Annotated in this window: 16 protein-coding genes, 11 tRNA genes and 1 other annotated feature (1 of these 28 cut by a window edge); of the genes, 26 read left to right on the top strand and 1 reads right to left on the bottom strand. The window is 39.9% G+C overall.

Going from position 1 to position 13,554, the window contains the following annotated elements; translation table 11 throughout:
* Nucleotides 1-23 precede the first annotated feature (23 nt).
* The 14 genes from acpS (at nucleotide 24) to B1R93_RS19905 (ending at nucleotide 11,122) form a co-directional block, all read left to right on the top strand.
* On the top strand, nucleotides 24-383 hold the full coding sequence (gene acpS, locus B1R93_RS19970; RefSeq protein ID WP_088105715.1) for a holo-ACP synthase: 360 nt from the start codon (nucleotides 24-26) through the stop codon (nucleotides 381-383).
* A gap of 239 nt (nucleotides 384-622) precedes the next feature.
* On the top strand, nucleotides 623-1,633 hold the full coding sequence (locus B1R93_RS19965) for a LolA family protein (protein WP_088105714.1): 1,011 nt from the start codon (nucleotides 623-625) through the stop codon (nucleotides 1,631-1,633).
* 189 nt (nucleotides 1,634-1,822) lie between these two features.
* Nucleotides 1,823-2,971, top strand: a complete 1,149-nt coding sequence (gene alr, locus B1R93_RS19960; RefSeq protein WP_088105713.1) for an alanine racemase — start codon at nucleotides 1,823-1,825, stop codon at nucleotides 2,969-2,971.
* A gap of 167 nt (nucleotides 2,972-3,138) precedes the next feature.
* Nucleotides 3,139-3,423, top strand: a complete 285-nt coding sequence (locus B1R93_RS19955) for a CopG family ribbon-helix-helix protein (RefSeq protein ID WP_165763898.1) — start codon at nucleotides 3,139-3,141, stop codon at nucleotides 3,421-3,423.
* Nucleotides 3,424-3,426: 3 nt separating this feature from the next.
* Entirely contained in the window at nucleotides 3,427-3,777 is a 351-nt protein-coding gene (locus B1R93_RS19950; RefSeq protein WP_034631315.1) for a type II toxin-antitoxin system PemK/MazF family toxin, read from the top strand.
* Nucleotides 3,778-3,920: 143 nt separating this feature from the next.
* Nucleotides 3,921-4,739, top strand: a complete 819-nt coding sequence (locus B1R93_RS19945) for an RsbT co-antagonist protein RsbRA (RefSeq protein ID WP_088105711.1) — start codon at nucleotides 3,921-3,923, stop codon at nucleotides 4,737-4,739.
* 13 nt (nucleotides 4,740-4,752) lie between these two features.
* Complete coding sequence (locus B1R93_RS19940) at nucleotides 4,753-5,109, top strand: STAS domain-containing protein (RefSeq protein WP_088105710.1); 357 nt, start codon at nucleotides 4,753-4,755, stop codon at nucleotides 5,107-5,109.
* 2 nt (nucleotides 5,110-5,111) lie between these two features.
* Nucleotides 5,112-5,525 carry an anti-sigma regulatory factor gene (locus tag B1R93_RS19935; RefSeq protein ID WP_088105709.1) on the top strand — a complete coding sequence of 138 codons (414 nt, stop codon included), beginning with the start codon at nucleotides 5,112-5,114 and terminating at the stop codon, nucleotides 5,523-5,525.
* Between the two features lie 12 nt (nucleotides 5,526-5,537).
* The gene (locus B1R93_RS19930) at nucleotides 5,538-6,551 is read left to right on the top strand and encodes a PP2C family protein-serine/threonine phosphatase (RefSeq protein WP_088105708.1); all 1,014 of its coding nucleotides are present in this window, start codon (nucleotides 5,538-5,540) and stop codon (nucleotides 6,549-6,551) included.
* A 58-nt stretch (nucleotides 6,552-6,609) separates the two neighbouring features.
* Nucleotides 6,610-6,942 carry an STAS domain-containing protein gene (locus B1R93_RS19925; RefSeq protein WP_088105707.1) on the top strand — a complete coding sequence of 111 codons (333 nt, stop codon included), beginning with the start codon at nucleotides 6,610-6,612 and terminating at the stop codon, nucleotides 6,940-6,942.
* Nucleotides 6,939-7,427 carry an anti-sigma B factor RsbW gene (gene rsbW, locus B1R93_RS19920; protein ID WP_088105706.1) on the top strand — a complete coding sequence of 163 codons (489 nt, stop codon included), beginning with the start codon at nucleotides 6,939-6,941 and terminating at the stop codon, nucleotides 7,425-7,427. The genes B1R93_RS19925 and rsbW overlap by 4 nt, the downstream gene beginning before the upstream one ends.
* A complete protein-coding gene (gene sigB, locus B1R93_RS19915) occupies nucleotides 7,387-8,175 on the top strand; it encodes an RNA polymerase sigma factor SigB (protein ID WP_088105705.1) in 789 nt (262 codons plus the stop codon). The genes rsbW and sigB overlap by 41 nt, the downstream gene beginning before the upstream one ends.
* Nucleotides 8,172-8,774 carry a PP2C family serine/threonine-protein phosphatase gene (locus tag B1R93_RS19910; RefSeq protein ID WP_088105704.1) on the top strand — a complete coding sequence of 201 codons (603 nt, stop codon included), beginning with the start codon at nucleotides 8,172-8,174 and terminating at the stop codon, nucleotides 8,772-8,774. The genes sigB and B1R93_RS19910 overlap by 4 nt, the downstream gene beginning before the upstream one ends.
* A 167-nt stretch (nucleotides 8,775-8,941) precedes the next feature.
* The gene (locus B1R93_RS19905) at nucleotides 8,942-11,122 is read left to right on the top strand and encodes a Tex family protein (protein WP_088105703.1); all 2,181 of its coding nucleotides are present in this window, start codon (nucleotides 8,942-8,944) and stop codon (nucleotides 11,120-11,122) included.
* Between the two features lie 116 nt (nucleotides 11,123-11,238).
* On the opposite strand, the gene cmpA is transcribed toward B1R93_RS19905, so the two are convergent.
* Complete coding sequence (cmpA, locus tag B1R93_RS19900) at nucleotides 11,239-11,364, bottom strand: cortex morphogenetic protein CmpA (RefSeq protein WP_088105702.1); 126 nt, start codon at nucleotides 11,362-11,364, stop codon at nucleotides 11,239-11,241.
* 103 nt (nucleotides 11,365-11,467) lie between these two features.
* Here cmpA and B1R93_RS19895 point away from each other — a divergent pair, with 103 nt between their 5' ends.
* From B1R93_RS19895 to B1R93_RS19840, 12 genes are all read left to right on the top strand, one after another.
* The gene (locus tag B1R93_RS19895; protein WP_088105701.1) at nucleotides 11,468-11,920 is read left to right on the top strand and encodes a SprT family protein; all 453 of its coding nucleotides are present in this window, start codon (nucleotides 11,468-11,470) and stop codon (nucleotides 11,918-11,920) included.
* Nucleotides 11,921-12,048: 128 nt separating this feature from the next.
* Nucleotides 12,049-12,123 (top strand) — tRNA-Asn (locus tag B1R93_RS19890).
* A gap of 1 nt (nucleotide 12,124) precedes the next feature.
* Nucleotides 12,125-12,215, top strand: a tRNA-Ser gene (locus B1R93_RS19885).
* A 14-nt stretch (nucleotides 12,216-12,229) separates the two neighbouring features.
* Nucleotides 12,230-12,301: transfer RNA gene (locus tag B1R93_RS19880), tRNA-Glu, on the top strand.
* 72 nt (nucleotides 12,302-12,373) lie between these two features.
* Nucleotides 12,374-12,449, top strand: a tRNA-Val gene (locus B1R93_RS19875).
* 4 nt (nucleotides 12,450-12,453) lie between these two features.
* A tRNA-Asp gene (locus tag B1R93_RS19870) sits at nucleotides 12,454-12,530 on the top strand.
* An 18-nt stretch (nucleotides 12,531-12,548) separates the two neighbouring features.
* A tRNA-Leu gene (locus tag B1R93_RS19865) sits at nucleotides 12,549-12,630 on the top strand.
* A gap of 39 nt (nucleotides 12,631-12,669) precedes the next feature.
* Nucleotides 12,670-12,756, top strand: a tRNA-Leu gene (locus B1R93_RS19860).
* Nucleotides 12,757-12,760: 4 nt separating this feature from the next.
* Nucleotides 12,761-12,837 (top strand) — tRNA-Arg (locus B1R93_RS19855).
* A gap of 25 nt (nucleotides 12,838-12,862) precedes the next feature.
* A tRNA-Pro gene (locus B1R93_RS19850) sits at nucleotides 12,863-12,939 on the top strand.
* 21 nt (nucleotides 12,940-12,960) lie between these two features.
* A tRNA-Gly gene (locus B1R93_RS19845) sits at nucleotides 12,961-13,034 on the top strand.
* A gap of 43 nt (nucleotides 13,035-13,077) precedes the next feature.
* Nucleotides 13,078-13,154, top strand: a tRNA-Ile gene (locus B1R93_RS19840).
* A 174-nt stretch (nucleotides 13,155-13,328) separates the two neighbouring features.
* Nucleotides 13,329-13,554, top strand: a sequence feature (mutual gap in cmsearch alignment for this rRNA model is longer than 100); it runs 865 nt beyond the window's last position.

Below are 13,554 nucleotides of genomic sequence, written 5' to 3'. Positions count from 1 at the left end.
ATCTAAAGAAAAGGAGATTTTAGATGATAATAGGAATAGGTATTGACTTAGTTGAGCTTAGAAGAATAGAAACATTAGTGGAAAGGCAGGGGAGGTTTGTAGACAGGGTTTTAACGGTAAACGAGAAGGCTAAATATGAAACATTATCAAAAGGTCGACAAGTTGAGTATCTTGCTGGACGTTTTGCCGCAAAAGAAGCGTTTGTAAAAGCAGTTGGAACAGGAATTTCAAAATCATTTAGTTGGCATGATATAGAAATATTAAATGAAACGAGTGGGAAGCCAATCCTTTATGCAGCAACGGATTGCGAGATTCATCTTTCAATCTCACATAGCGATTCTTATGCGGTTGCGCAAGTAATTCTTGAACGCTTGTCAAGCTAGTCTGCATATTGCCCGAAGTTGTCTCATATAGTTGTAGTGCGGATGGGAGAGAAGGCACCATTCAAGCAGAGTCAGGTCTATAAAAACGAACAGCACGAGGTTCAAGAAGAGTAAGAAGAAATAGGTTATTGCCAGTCTAGCCGTATTCCTTAACTCTCTTGACTTACGATCATGAAGAAAGCCGTCTCTTGAGTGAGTCATCTCTTCTCTGGCGTCAAATGAGACAAAGGGGTGAAAGGATGAAAAAATTATGTTGGTTCGTAGCCCTTGGATTATTAGCATCAATTATGCTAGTGGGTTGCGGAGAGAAAACGCAAGAAGACATTATTAATGACTTAGACACAAAATTATCAGAAATGACTGGTTATAAGGCTGAAGCAACAATGACTCTAGAGACAGGTAAAGAGCCACAAATGTATGATGTGGACGTTTGGTTTCAACGTGAAAGCTACTACCGTGTAGCCCTAACAAACCAAAACAAAGATCAGAGTCAAATCATTCTTCGAAACGATGATGGTGTTTTTGTATTAACGCCAGCTTTAAACAAAAGCTTCCGTTTTCAAAGCGATTGGCCGACAAACAGCAGTCAAGTGTATTTGTATGAGTCACTTATTCGTGACATCTTAATGGATCCAGAACGTTCTTTCACGGCTACAGAAGACGAATATGTATTCCAAACAAATACAAATTATCAAAACAAAAATTTAAATTCTCAAGAAATCACGTTAAGCAAAAAGGACTTATCACCAACACAGGTGAAAATTATGAATGCCGATTTAGAAGTTTTGGTCCAGCTAGATTTTTCTTCCTTTGAATTAGACCCTAGCTTTAACGAAGGGGACTTTGATATGGAACGAAATATGACTGGTGCACAAATGGAAGCTGAACCAACACTAGCAGAACCTTCGGAGGCAATGACCGTTCACTATCCGATGTATACACCGCAAGGAACGGAGCTTGAAGGCTCTCAAAATATTGAGTCTGAGAATGGTGAACGTGTGGTACTTCAATATAAAGGTGAGAAGCCATTTACACTTATTCAGGAAAAGAGTCAGGTGGTTCCAGCCTCGACGCCAATGAACATGAGTCAAGGTGAGCCGGTTGATTTAGGGTTTACAATCGGAGTAATGACAGATGAATCAATTATGTGGTCTTATGACGGAGTGGACTTCCTTCTTGCTTCATCAGAGCTTGATGAAGAAGAGATGATGTCAATTGCTCGCTCTGTTTACGGGACGACTGAAAAATAATGCAGTTATTTTCAAGGCTCAGCTCGGATATCGATGCTGAGCCTTTTCTTAAATAATGTGTAAAATTTACGTAATAATGAATGATCTTAACATTGTAGGAACAACCTATCATAAGAATTCAATTGACAAGCGATAGGGAGAAAATCATAATTTTAAACATGAAACGTCGTTTTGGATGGTGAGTGTGTTATGGATTCTTTTTATCGAGATACGTGGGTGGAAGTCGATCTTAATGCAATAGAAGATAATGTTCGTTCCATTCGCAAGTTCTATAAAGAACGAGACATGAATATTATGGCTGTGGTGAAGGCAAATGGCTATGGTCATGGAGCAGTTGAAGTGGCGAAAATGGCACTTCAATCCGGTGCAACCTATCTAGGTGTAGCAGTATTAGATGAAGCATTAGAACTTAGGGAAGCCGGAATTGATGCACCAATCCTCGTGTTAGGTCGTGTGAAGCCACAAGGAGCTTTATTGGCGATAAAGCATAATATTAGTTTAACTGTTTTTCAATTGGATTGGCTTAAAGAAGTTGAGAGAATGATTGGTCCTTCAAAAAATCTTAAAATTCATATTAAGTTTGACACTGGGATGGGGCGCATCGGACTTATTGACAAAGAAGAATCGAGGCAATTGTTACATTACGCAAAGGATTCAACAACATTTTTTATAGAAGGTGTGTTTACTCATTTTGCGACAGCAGATGACCTAAACTTAGACTACTTTCATATGCAGTATGACCGATTTTTGCAAGTGCTTGATTGGTTAAAGGAATGGGATGTTTCTGTTCCTTATATTCATTGTGGGAATAGTGCAGCTGGATTAAGATTCCCGGAGCGGAATTTTAATATGTTTAGACTCGGTATTTCAATGTATGGGTTAACGCCTTCACCGGACATAACAACCAAGTTACCTATCAAATTAAAGCCGGCTTTTTCATTAAAAAGTAAACTTGTTCAAGTAAAGAAATTGCCAAAGGGAGAACATATAAGTTATGGAGCTACTTACCAAACGGTAGGTGAAGAATGGATTGGAACTATTCCTATCGGTTATGGGGATGGGTGGATTCGAGCCCATAGTAGTTCAGGCGGGCAAGTGTTAGTTGAACAAGAGCGAGCACCCTTTGTAGGGAGAATTTGCATGGACCAATGTATGATTCGTTTACCACGGGAGATGAAGGTAGGCACAGTTGTTACTTTGGTTGGTACTGATGGAGAGGAGTCTGTTTCCATGGATGAAGTGGCATTAAGGTTAAAAACGATAAATTATGAAATTCCGTGTATCATTGGTGGGCGCGTTCCTCGGGTCTATAAATACAATGGGGAAATATGGAGGTGAAGGTGAATCCATTACTTGGTATTAAGTGTCGGAAAGGCATTAATTTTAAAACAAGTTCAATAGACCTTTGCAAATCAAAGACTGTAGTGCTATGATTATTTTGGATATTAAATTTCTAGGCTACATGTTAAAGAAAACAATTCAGGTCGTTGGAATGCCGGGGGTGGATGTTGGTGTCAGATCAAAACACAAAGCGTATTGTAGTAAGCTTGCCACAACATTTATTGAACGAGGTGGACGGTTTGATCAAGCAGGAGAATGTAAACCGTAGCGAAATTATTTCGAAAGCTACAAAAATGTATCTTCGTGAACGAAAAAAGTCTCAAATTCGCGAAACGATGCAACAAGGTTATATGGAAATGGCAAAAATTAATTTAAACCTTGCATCAGAAGCTTTTCTTGCCGAGGAGGAAGCAGAGAATACCCTCGATCGCTTAGTAAGTGGGGTGTAGCGTTTGATTGTTAAAAGAGGCGACGTTTACTTTGCGGATCTCTCACCTGTTGTAGGTTCAGAGCAAGGCGGGGTTCGTCCTGTACTCGTGATACAAAATGATATCGGAAATCGATTTAGCCCAACTGTTATTGTGGCTGCGATTACAGCACAAATTCAGAAGGCAAAATTACCGACTCATGTTGAAATCAATGCAAAGCGTTACGGTTTTGACCGTGATTCGGTTATTTTGTTAGAGCAAGTACGAACAATTGATAAGCAGCGTCTTACCGACAAGATTACCCATCTTGATGATGATATGATGAATCGAGTGAATGATGCTCTGTTTATTAGTCTTGGGTTAATTGATTTTTAATCACGAAAAACTCCGATGAGCGGAGTTTTTTTTGATCGGTGATTTGTTACATAATTGTTGATTGAATTTTAGAGGATTGTCTTTGCAACAAAAGTCAACTCGTGAAATAATAAAAGGAAACTAAAAAACTGGGGGAATAAGGCATGCAAGATTACATCGTGTCATTCATCCTTGAACAACGTCAGACATTAATTGAGCGTTGGGAGAAGGAGCTTATAAACGTAGGGAAAGAAAACTATCTAAAACCTATTTCACCGACAGTTTATGAAAATACTAATCGCGAATTTATGCAATTTATTTTTGATAATGTGGATGCGAATCAAGAAGAAGCTAATGAGCGTTTGAGTGCGTTTGCAGAACGGTATATTCAAAGTGGTTGGCCTTTGGCTTATTTTACTAAAGGGCTTCAGGCTTTTCGGAGAGTGATTTTAGCAGAGTTTTCAGAGAATGAGAAGGATGTTGAAAAATTACTTCTATTATTTAAGGATATTGAATCTTGGATTGATGGGATCATTAATCAGCTAGTTAATGATTATACTGGAACATGGGAAGATATTTTTGAAATGCAAAAGCTTTCTCTTCTTGAGCTATCAGCACCTTTAATTCCTGTTTTTGAAGGGATTACAGTGATGCCGCTTATTGGAACAATTGATACAGCTCGAGCGAAGCTAATTATGGAAAATTTACTAGAAGGTGTTATTGCGAACCGCTCTCATGTAGTGTTAATTGATATAACAGGTGTACCAGTTGTGGATACAATGGTTGCTCACCATATTATTCAGGCATCGGAAGCTGTTCGACTTGTTGGGGCTACATGTATTCTCGTAGGAATTCGTCCTGAAATCGCACAAACGATTGTTAATTTGGGTATTGACTTGAGTAAATTTCCAACAAAAAGTACGTTGCGTAAAGGGATGGCAACGGCACTTGAGTTAACAAATAAAAAAATGATTGATTTGTAAGGTAGGGGGTATTATGAGAATTCCAATATTAAAGCTAAAGCAATATTTATTGATTAGTATTCAAGTAGAATTAGATGACCAAACTGCATTACAGTTTCAAGAAGATCTACTTAATAAGATACATAAAGAGGGAGCAACAGGTGTGGTCATTGATTTAACATCAGTAAATATGATTGATTCGTTCATTGCAAAAGTATTAGGCGACGTTGTAGATATGTCTAACTTAATGGGAGCAAAAGTTGTCTTAACTGGTATACAACCGGCTGTAGCGATTACGTTAATTGATATGGGTATTACATTAGATTCCGTTCCAACTGCACTAGACTTAGAACAAGGTCTAGAGAAATTGCAACAGGAATTGGAGGGATAACAATGAAAACCCAATCCTGTGTGGAAGTAAAGAATGAATGGGGGATTGTGGCTGCGAGACAAGCAGGGAGAACCCTTTCAAAAGAAATTGGCTTTGGGAGTGTGGATCAAGCGCGGATAACTACAGCCATTTCTGAATTAGCGAGAAATATCTATTTATATGCAAAGCAGGGAGAAATCTGTTTAGAGATTGTGGAAAAACCAAGTAAAGTTGGTTTGAAAAAAGGTATAAAAATTGTTGCGCAGGATAAAGGTCCAGGTATTCCTGATTTAAGGCAAGTTATGGTAGATGGCTTCACAACTTCAAATGGTTTAGGAGCAGGTCTCCCGGGAGTGAAACGCTTGATGGATGAATTTACTATCGACTCCAAAGTAGGGGAAGGGACAGTTATTGAAACTACGAAATGGCTCCGATAAAGGAGGGCGTTTGTGAAATATACGGTTGAGAATTTAGAGATAATCTATAAAAGCATTCTCCGAACCTTTCTTCATCGCAAGACAGAACAAGGCTTATATGAAGCTGAACAATTTAGTAGGACTATTCTTGAACACAAGGTCTCACCGGAAGAATTCGTTAGTATTCATCGGGCTGCATTAGAAGAATTGTTTCCTTCGCTACCAGTAGGGGTTCAGGATTCTTTCGATTTACTCCTTGAGGTGATGATGGGATATGGGCTAGCTTATAGAGAGCACCAAAGCTTGCGCGACCGTCAGAAGGAAATTGAAACTGAAATTGATGTCGCGGCTAATATGCAACAAACATTATTACCGAAGGAAATACCAAATGTTCAAGGACTAGATATTGGCGTGGTCAGTGTACCAGCGAATAAGATGAGTGGTGACTATTATCACTTTGTTAAAGATGATAATCAGTGTATCGGTGTGGCGATTGCTGATATTATCGGAAAGGGCGTGCCGGCTGCTCTGTGTATGTCAATGATTAAGTATGCGATGGACAGTTTGCCAGAGCAACGCTTGCAACCGGGTGCGCTTTTAGAAAATCTTAATCGCGTTGTCGAGCAAAATGTTGATGATAGTATGTTTATTACGATGATGTATGGTTCTTATGATCCTAGAACACATGATTTCCATTACTCTGGCGCTGGACACGAGCCTGGTTTTTATTATGATGCTAAAGAGGATAGTTTTCAGGATCTTGTAACAAAAGGTCTCGTGCTTGGCGTGTCGAGAAGGGTCAAATTTCGTGAGTACCATAGAACTGTACATCCGGGTGACTTTATTGTCTTTTTATCTGATGGAGTGACTGAGGGAAGGGTAGATAATGAGTTTATTGAACGTGAACATGTTGTAAAGTTAATAAGAAAGTATATGAAACTTCCTGCTCAAGAAATGGTAGAGGGAGTTTATAGAGACTTGGCAACAATTCAAGGTTTTTCTATGAGGGATGATTTTACGTTAGTGATTTTAAGAAGAAACGTTTAAAACTTAAATCTTGGGGTATGTGTATATTTATAAAAGTGTGAACTGAGGAGGTAAATGTATGAATTTAGAGATTCGTCATGAGCCAGAGGACGGAATTGATATTGTATATTTGACAGGTGAAATTGACGCTTATACAGCACCACAGTTAAGAGAAGCGCTTATCCCTCTTGCTGAAAAGAAAGGACAAGTTATTGTTACTGATTTAACAGAAGTTAACTATATTGATAGTACGGGGTTAGGTATTTTTATTGGTGTCCTCAAGGCAACGCACCAGCATGAAAGTTCACTGAAATTAAAAGGTTTATCGGAGCGGATTAAGAGGTTATTTTCTATTACTGGATTGGATGAAGTGATTGAGATTGAAGCTGGGAAAAGGGAGGAAGCAAAATGAGTCTTCATCAAGCCGATCACATCGAGATGAGTGTACCTGCCAAACCAGAATATGTAGGCGTTGTACGTTTGACTGTTTCTGGGATTGCGAATCGTGTTGGTTTTACGTATGACGATATTGAGGATATGAAAATCGCAGTTGCAGAAGCGTGTACGAATGTTGTCGCACATGCATATGAAGACGAAGGGATGATTGCAGTCTCATTTTATCTCCACAGCAATCGTATGGAAATTGTCATTGCCGATAAAGGACAAAGCTTTGATATGGAAGGTATTCGTGAAAGACTTGGTCCTGTTGATTCAAATAAGCCAGTCGGTGACCTGAAAGAAGGTGGCCTTGGTTTATTTCTTATCAATACATTGATGGATAAAGTTGAAATCAGTGATGAATCAGGTGTTGTCTTAATGATGACAAAGTTCCTGCAACGAGATGGGGTGGAGCAGAGTGTCAACGGGTTCTCTTCCGCACAACCAGAACAAGGATGACGTATACCAATGGATTAAATACTATCAAGAAAACAATGATGAGGAAACACAAATTAAGCTTGTTGAACATTTTGACTCACTCGTTCGTGCGTTGGCGAGGAAATTTTCACGAGGACGCGATTATGACGAGGATTTATTTCAAGTCGGAATGGTGGGACTACTAGCGGCTTTAAAACGGTTTGATAATGAATTTGGGCGTAGCTTTGAATCGTTTGCGGTTCCAACTATTGTTGGAGAAATTAAAAGGTTTATTAGAGATAAGACTTGGAGTGTGCATGTTCCAAGGCGGATTAAGGAGCTTGGCCCAAAGATTAAAAAAGCTGTGGAAACATTAACGGTAGAGTTACAACGTTCTCCTCGAGTACATGAAATTGCTGAATATTTAAATGTTCCAGAGGAAGAAGTTTTGGAAACGATGGAAATGAGTAAAAGCTACCAGGCACTTTCTGTTGATCGGACATTAGATGCTGATCAAGAGGGAGGAGAAGTGACGCTTCTTGATTTAGTTGGAAATGTAGATGATGGCTATGGGAAAACAGAACAGCAATTGTTACTTCAGAAGGCTTTTAGTGTGTTGAATGAGCGTGAAAGACAGATTCTTCATTATACGTACTACGAAAACCTGAGCCAGAAAGAAACAGGCGAAAAACTAAATATATCTCAAATGCATGTGTCTCGATTGCAGCGACGAGCGTTAGATAAGCTTCGTGAGTCGATTAGAGTAAAACCTTCGGAGATTTTAGAATGATTAAGAATTATGAACATGACCAGATTGATATTGTTGCTTTTCAGGAAGCGAAGTCAGGGAAAAGCTATTGTGGTGATGCGCATATTGTCATTAAGGAGCAGGATTATATTGTTTGTGCAGTTATTGATGGCTTAGGAAGTGGAGAATGGGCGAATCATTCCGCAGAAACAGCGACGAAGGTTATCAAGAATGAACATGATAAGGATGTAGAGCAAATAGTTGAGGCTTGTAACAGAGCTTTATTTAATAAAAGGGGTGTTGTTTTAACCATTATAAAAGTGGATTTAAAACAGCACACACTTTGCTATTGTAATGTTGGAAACGTTGGTTTTGTTTTGTATCAGCCTGATGGTACGACGGTACAACCGATACCTGTAAGAGGATATCTTTCCGGACGCATGCAAAAAATCTCAAGCAAATGCTATCAAATTTACCGTGGAACGTCATTTGTGTTGTATTCTGACGGAGTGAAAAAGCCACCGTCGAATAAACTCATGCTGGAAATGAAATCACCTGAGAATCAAATAAATGAGTATGTAACGGAATATCAAGCACTTAGTAACGATGATTTAACGTTACTGATAGGGAAGTTTAAATAATTCGTATATTATAGTATTCTTAATAGTAACATCACTTTTTTAGCCCGCTATGAATGTTTCTCATAGCGGGTTCATAATATACTCCGTATTTCGTTTATTTAGTGAGTGATACTTGTAAAAAAAGATATGGTAATGATATTTGATATACATATTAAAGGAGTGGCGATATGGAAGAGATGATTCGGGAAAAAATGATTGAAACCATTTCTAATGAGATGAAAGTAGCTCAAAAATACATAAAAAATTTAATTAGCCTTGTTGAAGAAGGAAATACAGTCCCTTTTATTGCTCGTTATCGAAAGGAGTTAACAGGGGCGTTAGATGAGGTCCAAATACGTACGATTGTAGAAAAATGGGAGTATGCCAATCAGTTATATACTCGAAAAAGTGAAGTCATTCGTTTAATCGAAGAACAGGGCAAGTTAACGCCTGAACTTAAAGGTAGTATTGAAAAAGCCGGTAAGCTTCAAGAAGTGGAAGATTTGTACCGTCCTTATAAACAAAAAAGAAGGACAAGGGCAACGGTCGCCAAGGAGAAAGGGCTAGAGCCCTTTGCGGAATGGTTGTTTTCACTACCTCGTGAAGGGGATGTCGAGAAAAAGGCAGAGGAGTTTTTGTCTCAGGAACACGAACTTAACGCAGTCGAAGATGTGTTGAATGGTGCGAAAGATATTATCGCTGAATGGATATCTGATGATGCAGACCTGCGAAAGCTTATACGTGAAATGGGCTTTAGAGAAGGAAGGATTACAACTGCAGTTAAAGATAAGGAAGCGGATGAAAAAGGTGTCTTTGAAATGTATTATGAATATGAAGAGGCCACGAAATCAATTGTTCCCCACCGAATCTTAGCAATGAACCGTGGTGAAAAGGAAGGGATTTTACGAGTTGGTTTAGTTTTTCCGGTTGAAAAAATCCTGAGTCGTATTGAGAATAAAACCATTACAAGGCACGGTTCTGTTACGGTAGATTATGTGAAAGAAGCGATCGAGGATGGCTATAAACGGTTGATTGAACCTTCGATTGAACGTGAGATTCGAAATGAATTAACTGAAAAAGCAGAAGAACAAGCGATTCATATTTTTTCAGAAAATCTACGCCATCTTCTGTTGCAACCCCCAATGAAAGATAAAGTTGTTTTAGGAGTTGACCCGGCATATCGGACAGGCTGTAAGTTAGCTGTTGTAGATTCAACTGGTAAAGTACTAGATATTGCTGTCGTATATCCAACCCCCCCACGTAACGAAACGGAAAAAGCTAAGGGGGTAATAAAAAGGTTACTTGAAAAGCATCAAGTTGAAATGATTGCCATCGGAAACGGTACAGCATCTCGAGAGACTGAACAATTTATTGCAGATTTGATGAAGGAGCTTCCGAAATCACTTTACTATTTAATCGTTAATGAAGCGGGTGCCAGCGTGTATTCGGCGTCGGAGTTAGGTAGAGAGGAATTTCCTCATTTACAGGTAGAAGAAAGAAGTGCTGTTTCTATCGCGCGACGTCTGCAAGATCCGCTAGCTGAGTTAGTGAAAATTGATCCGAAGTCTGTTGGGGTTGGTCAATATCAACACGATGTTTCTCAAAAGCGATTAAATGAACAACTTACCTTTGTTGTTGAAATGGTTGTTAACCAAGTAGGGGTGAATGTAAATACGGCTTCTGTATCATTGCTGCAATATGTTGCAGGTTTGTCAAAATCCGTTGCAACAAATATTGTAAAGCGAAGGGATGAAGAGGGCCGTTTTACGAATCGGGCCGAATTGAAAAAAGTTCCGCGTCTTGGAGCGAAGACATATGAGCAGTGTATTGGTTTCTTGAGAATTCAGGGAGCCAAAAACCCATTAGATGCTACAGCGATTCATCCAGAAGTATATAAGGAAACAAAAGATATACTAAATCGAGTAGGGGCTGAACTATCGGAGATTGGATCCGGGGAGTTAAAAGAGAAATTAGCAACCCTTAATTTAGAAGCAGTGGCGAAAGAGACTGGTATTGGAATCCCAACATTAAAGGACATGTTTGATGCATTAATTAGACCTGCACGTGATCCTCGTGACGAGGTTGCGAAGCCTTTGTTAAAAACAGATGTTTTACAATTAGAGGATTTGAAAATAGGGATGGAACTTCAGGGGACTGTGCGTAACGTCGTGGACTTTGGAGCCTTTATAGATATTGGAGTAAAGCAGGATGGCTTAGTCCATATATCGAAACTAACAAACCGTTTTGTTAAGCATCCACTAGAAGTCGTTGCGGTTGGGGAAATTGTTACGGTTTGGGTTGATGATGTTGATCTGAAAAAGGGGCGGGTTGCTTTAACTATGCTAAAGCCGGAAAAACAAATATCTTAAGGTGCTATTTAATAAAAGATTAGATTTTTAAGGATGCCCTACAGGAGTTTTGAGCCTGTTGGGCATCCTTTTTTAAAGAAGATCTAATTAGATATTTGTGTATGTGAAACTCCACTCTATGCATTTTTACCTTTCTTTTCTTTCCTCTGATAATAAAACCAACATTGATTTAGAATTTTCACTTGATATCGGTTTTTCTCTGCGTATGCACGTTTTAGTTGTTTTCTTAACCAAATGGGCATGGTTAGCCAACTCCTTAATGAGTGTGGTAGTATATTCATTATATGTATGGGTGTTTGTCAATGTTGTGCGTTTTTTATTGCTAAACAAAAGGATAAGGTGAAGATGAAACAAGAACAATTGCAAAAATTAGTGGAGGATATCTCTATCACTTTTTTTGAGAGACCATTTTTACACGAGGCAAGGTTTAATAATCGTTTACGAACGACGGGGGGGAGGTATCTCCTTCGTTCGCATGATATTGAAATTAACCCGAAACAATTTGAAGCTTTTGGTGAGGAAGAGCTTATCGGAATCATTAAGCATGAGCTCTGTCATTATCATTTGCATATTCAAAATAAAGGTTATAAGCATCAGGATTCAGACTTTAAGCAGCTTTTACAAAAAGTTGGTGGCTTAAAGAATTGTCAACTAATAGAGGGTACAAGGAATAAAGTAACAACAAAGCATCAATATAGCTGCACAAAATGTGGGCTCATTTTTAATCGTAAAAGAAGAATAGATGTAAAGCGTTATGTGTGTGGGAGTTGTAAAGGGAAGCTGAAAAAAATTATATAAAAAAGTATTGATTTTGATTATAGTCCTGTGATATATTATAGAAGTCGCTGAACGAGGGTGATTAAGTTTTTTTTGAAAGATATTGACTTTAGATTATGATTCTAATATAATGTTAAAGGTCGAATTATTCCACAGTAGCTCAGTGGTAGAGCTATCGGCTGTTAACCGATCGGTCGTAGGTTCGAGTCCTACCTGTGGAGCCACGGAGAAGTACCCAAGTGGCTGAAGGGGCGCCCCTGCTAAGGGTGTAGGTCGCGCGAGCGGCGCGAGGGTTCAAATCCCTCCTTCTCCGCCATCGAATTTCATGATGGCCCGTTGGTCAAGCGGTTAAGACACCGCCCTTTCACGGCGGTAACACGGGTTCGAATCCCGTACGGGTCACTTTTAAATATAGTATGTTGATTGAGATTTGGAGTTTCTAATCTCGTTCGTATCCCTTTCAATTGATAGAATGGAGGATTAGCTCAGCTGGGAGAGCACCTGCCTTACAAGCAGGGGGTCGGCGGTTCGATCCCGTCATCCTCCACCATTACGGTCCGGTAGTTCAGTTGGTTAGAATGCCTGCCTGTCACGCAGGAGGTCGCGGGTTCGAGTCCCGTCCGGACCGCCATTTATTTTTTGAAAATCCGCGGGTGTGGCGGAATTGGCAGACGCGCTAGACTTAGGATCTAGTGTCTTATGACGTGGGGGTTCGACTCCCTTCACCCGCACTTAATTTAATGATAATAGTAGTTCTGATAAACGCTTATGCGGTTGTGGCGGAATGGCAGACGCGCTAGGTTGAGGGCCTAGTGGGGGTTGACCCCGTGGAGGTTCGAGTCCTCTCAACCGCACCAAAGTGCGCCCGTAGCTCAATTGGATAGAGCGTTTGACTACGGATCAAAAGGTTAGGGGTTCGACTCCTCTCGGGCGCGCCATCTAACAACTTTTACTTTTTAGAAACGGGAAGTGGCTCAGCTTGGTAGAGCACCTGGTTTGGGACCAGGGGGTCGCAGGTTCAAATCCTGTCTTCCCGACCATTTTTTTTAATCGTCTAATATGCGGGTGTAGTTTAGTGGTAAAACCTCAGCCTTCCAAGCTGATGTCGTGGGTTCGATTCCCATCACCCGCTCCAACAAAATATTTGGTGGGACGTGCTTTTTTTATGTCTTTTTAGCGGGCCTGTAGCTCAGCTGGTTAGAGCGCACGCCTGATAAGCGTGAGGTCGGTGGTTCGAGTCCACTCAGGCCCACCAAAAAATATGTTGACTTATCTTAGAATGCATGTTAAAGTAGTTAAGTCGCTAAGGAAGTCGACAAAAGAGTTCTTTGAAAACTGAACAAAAGCCAAGCGAAAAAGAGATTGTTTTATTTCGATAAAATCAAATCTCGTCAATTTATTATTTATTTGAGCTAATCAGCTCACCATTTTTATGGAGAGTTTGATCCTGGCTCAGGACGAACGCTGGCGGCGTGCCTAATACATGCAAGTCGAGCGGACTGATTAAGAGCTTGCTCTTATGACGTTAGCGGCGGACGGGTGAGTAACACGTGGGCAACCTGCCCCTTAGACTGGGATAACATCGAGAAATCGGTGCTAATACCGGGTAAGAGATGCAACCGCATGGTTGTGTCATAAAAGATGGCTTCGGCTAT

It is taken from the genome of Halalkalibacter urbisdiaboli, from assembly GCF_002156385.1.
Classification (GTDB): Bacteria; Bacillota; Bacilli; order Bacillales; family Bacillaceae_D; genus Halalkalibacter_A; species Halalkalibacter_A urbisdiaboli.
The sequence above is the reverse complement of the archived record's forward strand: the minus strand, read 5'-3'. Positions and strand labels throughout refer to the sequence as shown.

Excerpts from the sequence above, each read along its gene's own strand:
- acpS (WP_088105715.1), top strand. The coding sequence starts at position 24 with ATGATAATAGGAATAGGTATTGACTTAGTTGAGCTTAGAAGAATAGAA.
- B1R93_RS19965 (WP_088105714.1), top strand. The coding sequence starts at position 623 with ATGAAAAAATTATGTTGGTTCGTAGCCCTTGGATTATTAGCATCAATT.
- alr (WP_088105713.1), top strand. The coding sequence starts at position 1,823 with ATGGATTCTTTTTATCGAGATACGTGGGTGGAAGTCGATCTTAATGCA.
- B1R93_RS19955 (WP_165763898.1), top strand. The coding sequence starts at position 3,139 with ATGTTGGTGTCAGATCAAAACACAAAGCGTATTGTAGTAAGCTTGCCA.
- B1R93_RS19945 (WP_088105711.1), top strand. The coding sequence starts at position 3,921 with ATGCAAGATTACATCGTGTCATTCATCCTTGAACAACGTCAGACATTA.
- B1R93_RS19940 (WP_088105710.1), top strand. The coding sequence starts at position 4,753 with ATGAGAATTCCAATATTAAAGCTAAAGCAATATTTATTGATTAGTATT.
- B1R93_RS19935 (WP_088105709.1), top strand. The coding sequence starts at position 5,112 with ATGAAAACCCAATCCTGTGTGGAAGTAAAGAATGAATGGGGGATTGTG.
- B1R93_RS19925 (WP_088105707.1), top strand. The coding sequence starts at position 6,610 with ATGAATTTAGAGATTCGTCATGAGCCAGAGGACGGAATTGATATTGTA.
- rsbW (WP_088105706.1), top strand. The coding sequence starts at position 6,939 with ATGAGTCTTCATCAAGCCGATCACATCGAGATGAGTGTACCTGCCAAA.
- B1R93_RS19910 (WP_088105704.1), top strand. The coding sequence starts at position 8,172 with ATGATTAAGAATTATGAACATGACCAGATTGATATTGTTGCTTTTCAG.
- B1R93_RS19905 (WP_088105703.1), top strand. The coding sequence starts at position 8,942 with ATGGAAGAGATGATTCGGGAAAAAATGATTGAAACCATTTCTAATGAG.
- cmpA (WP_088105702.1), bottom strand. The coding sequence starts at position 11,364 with ATGCCCATTTGGTTAAGAAAACAACTAAAACGTGCATACGCAGAGAAA.
- B1R93_RS19895 (WP_088105701.1), top strand. The coding sequence starts at position 11,468 with ATGAAACAAGAACAATTGCAAAAATTAGTGGAGGATATCTCTATCACT.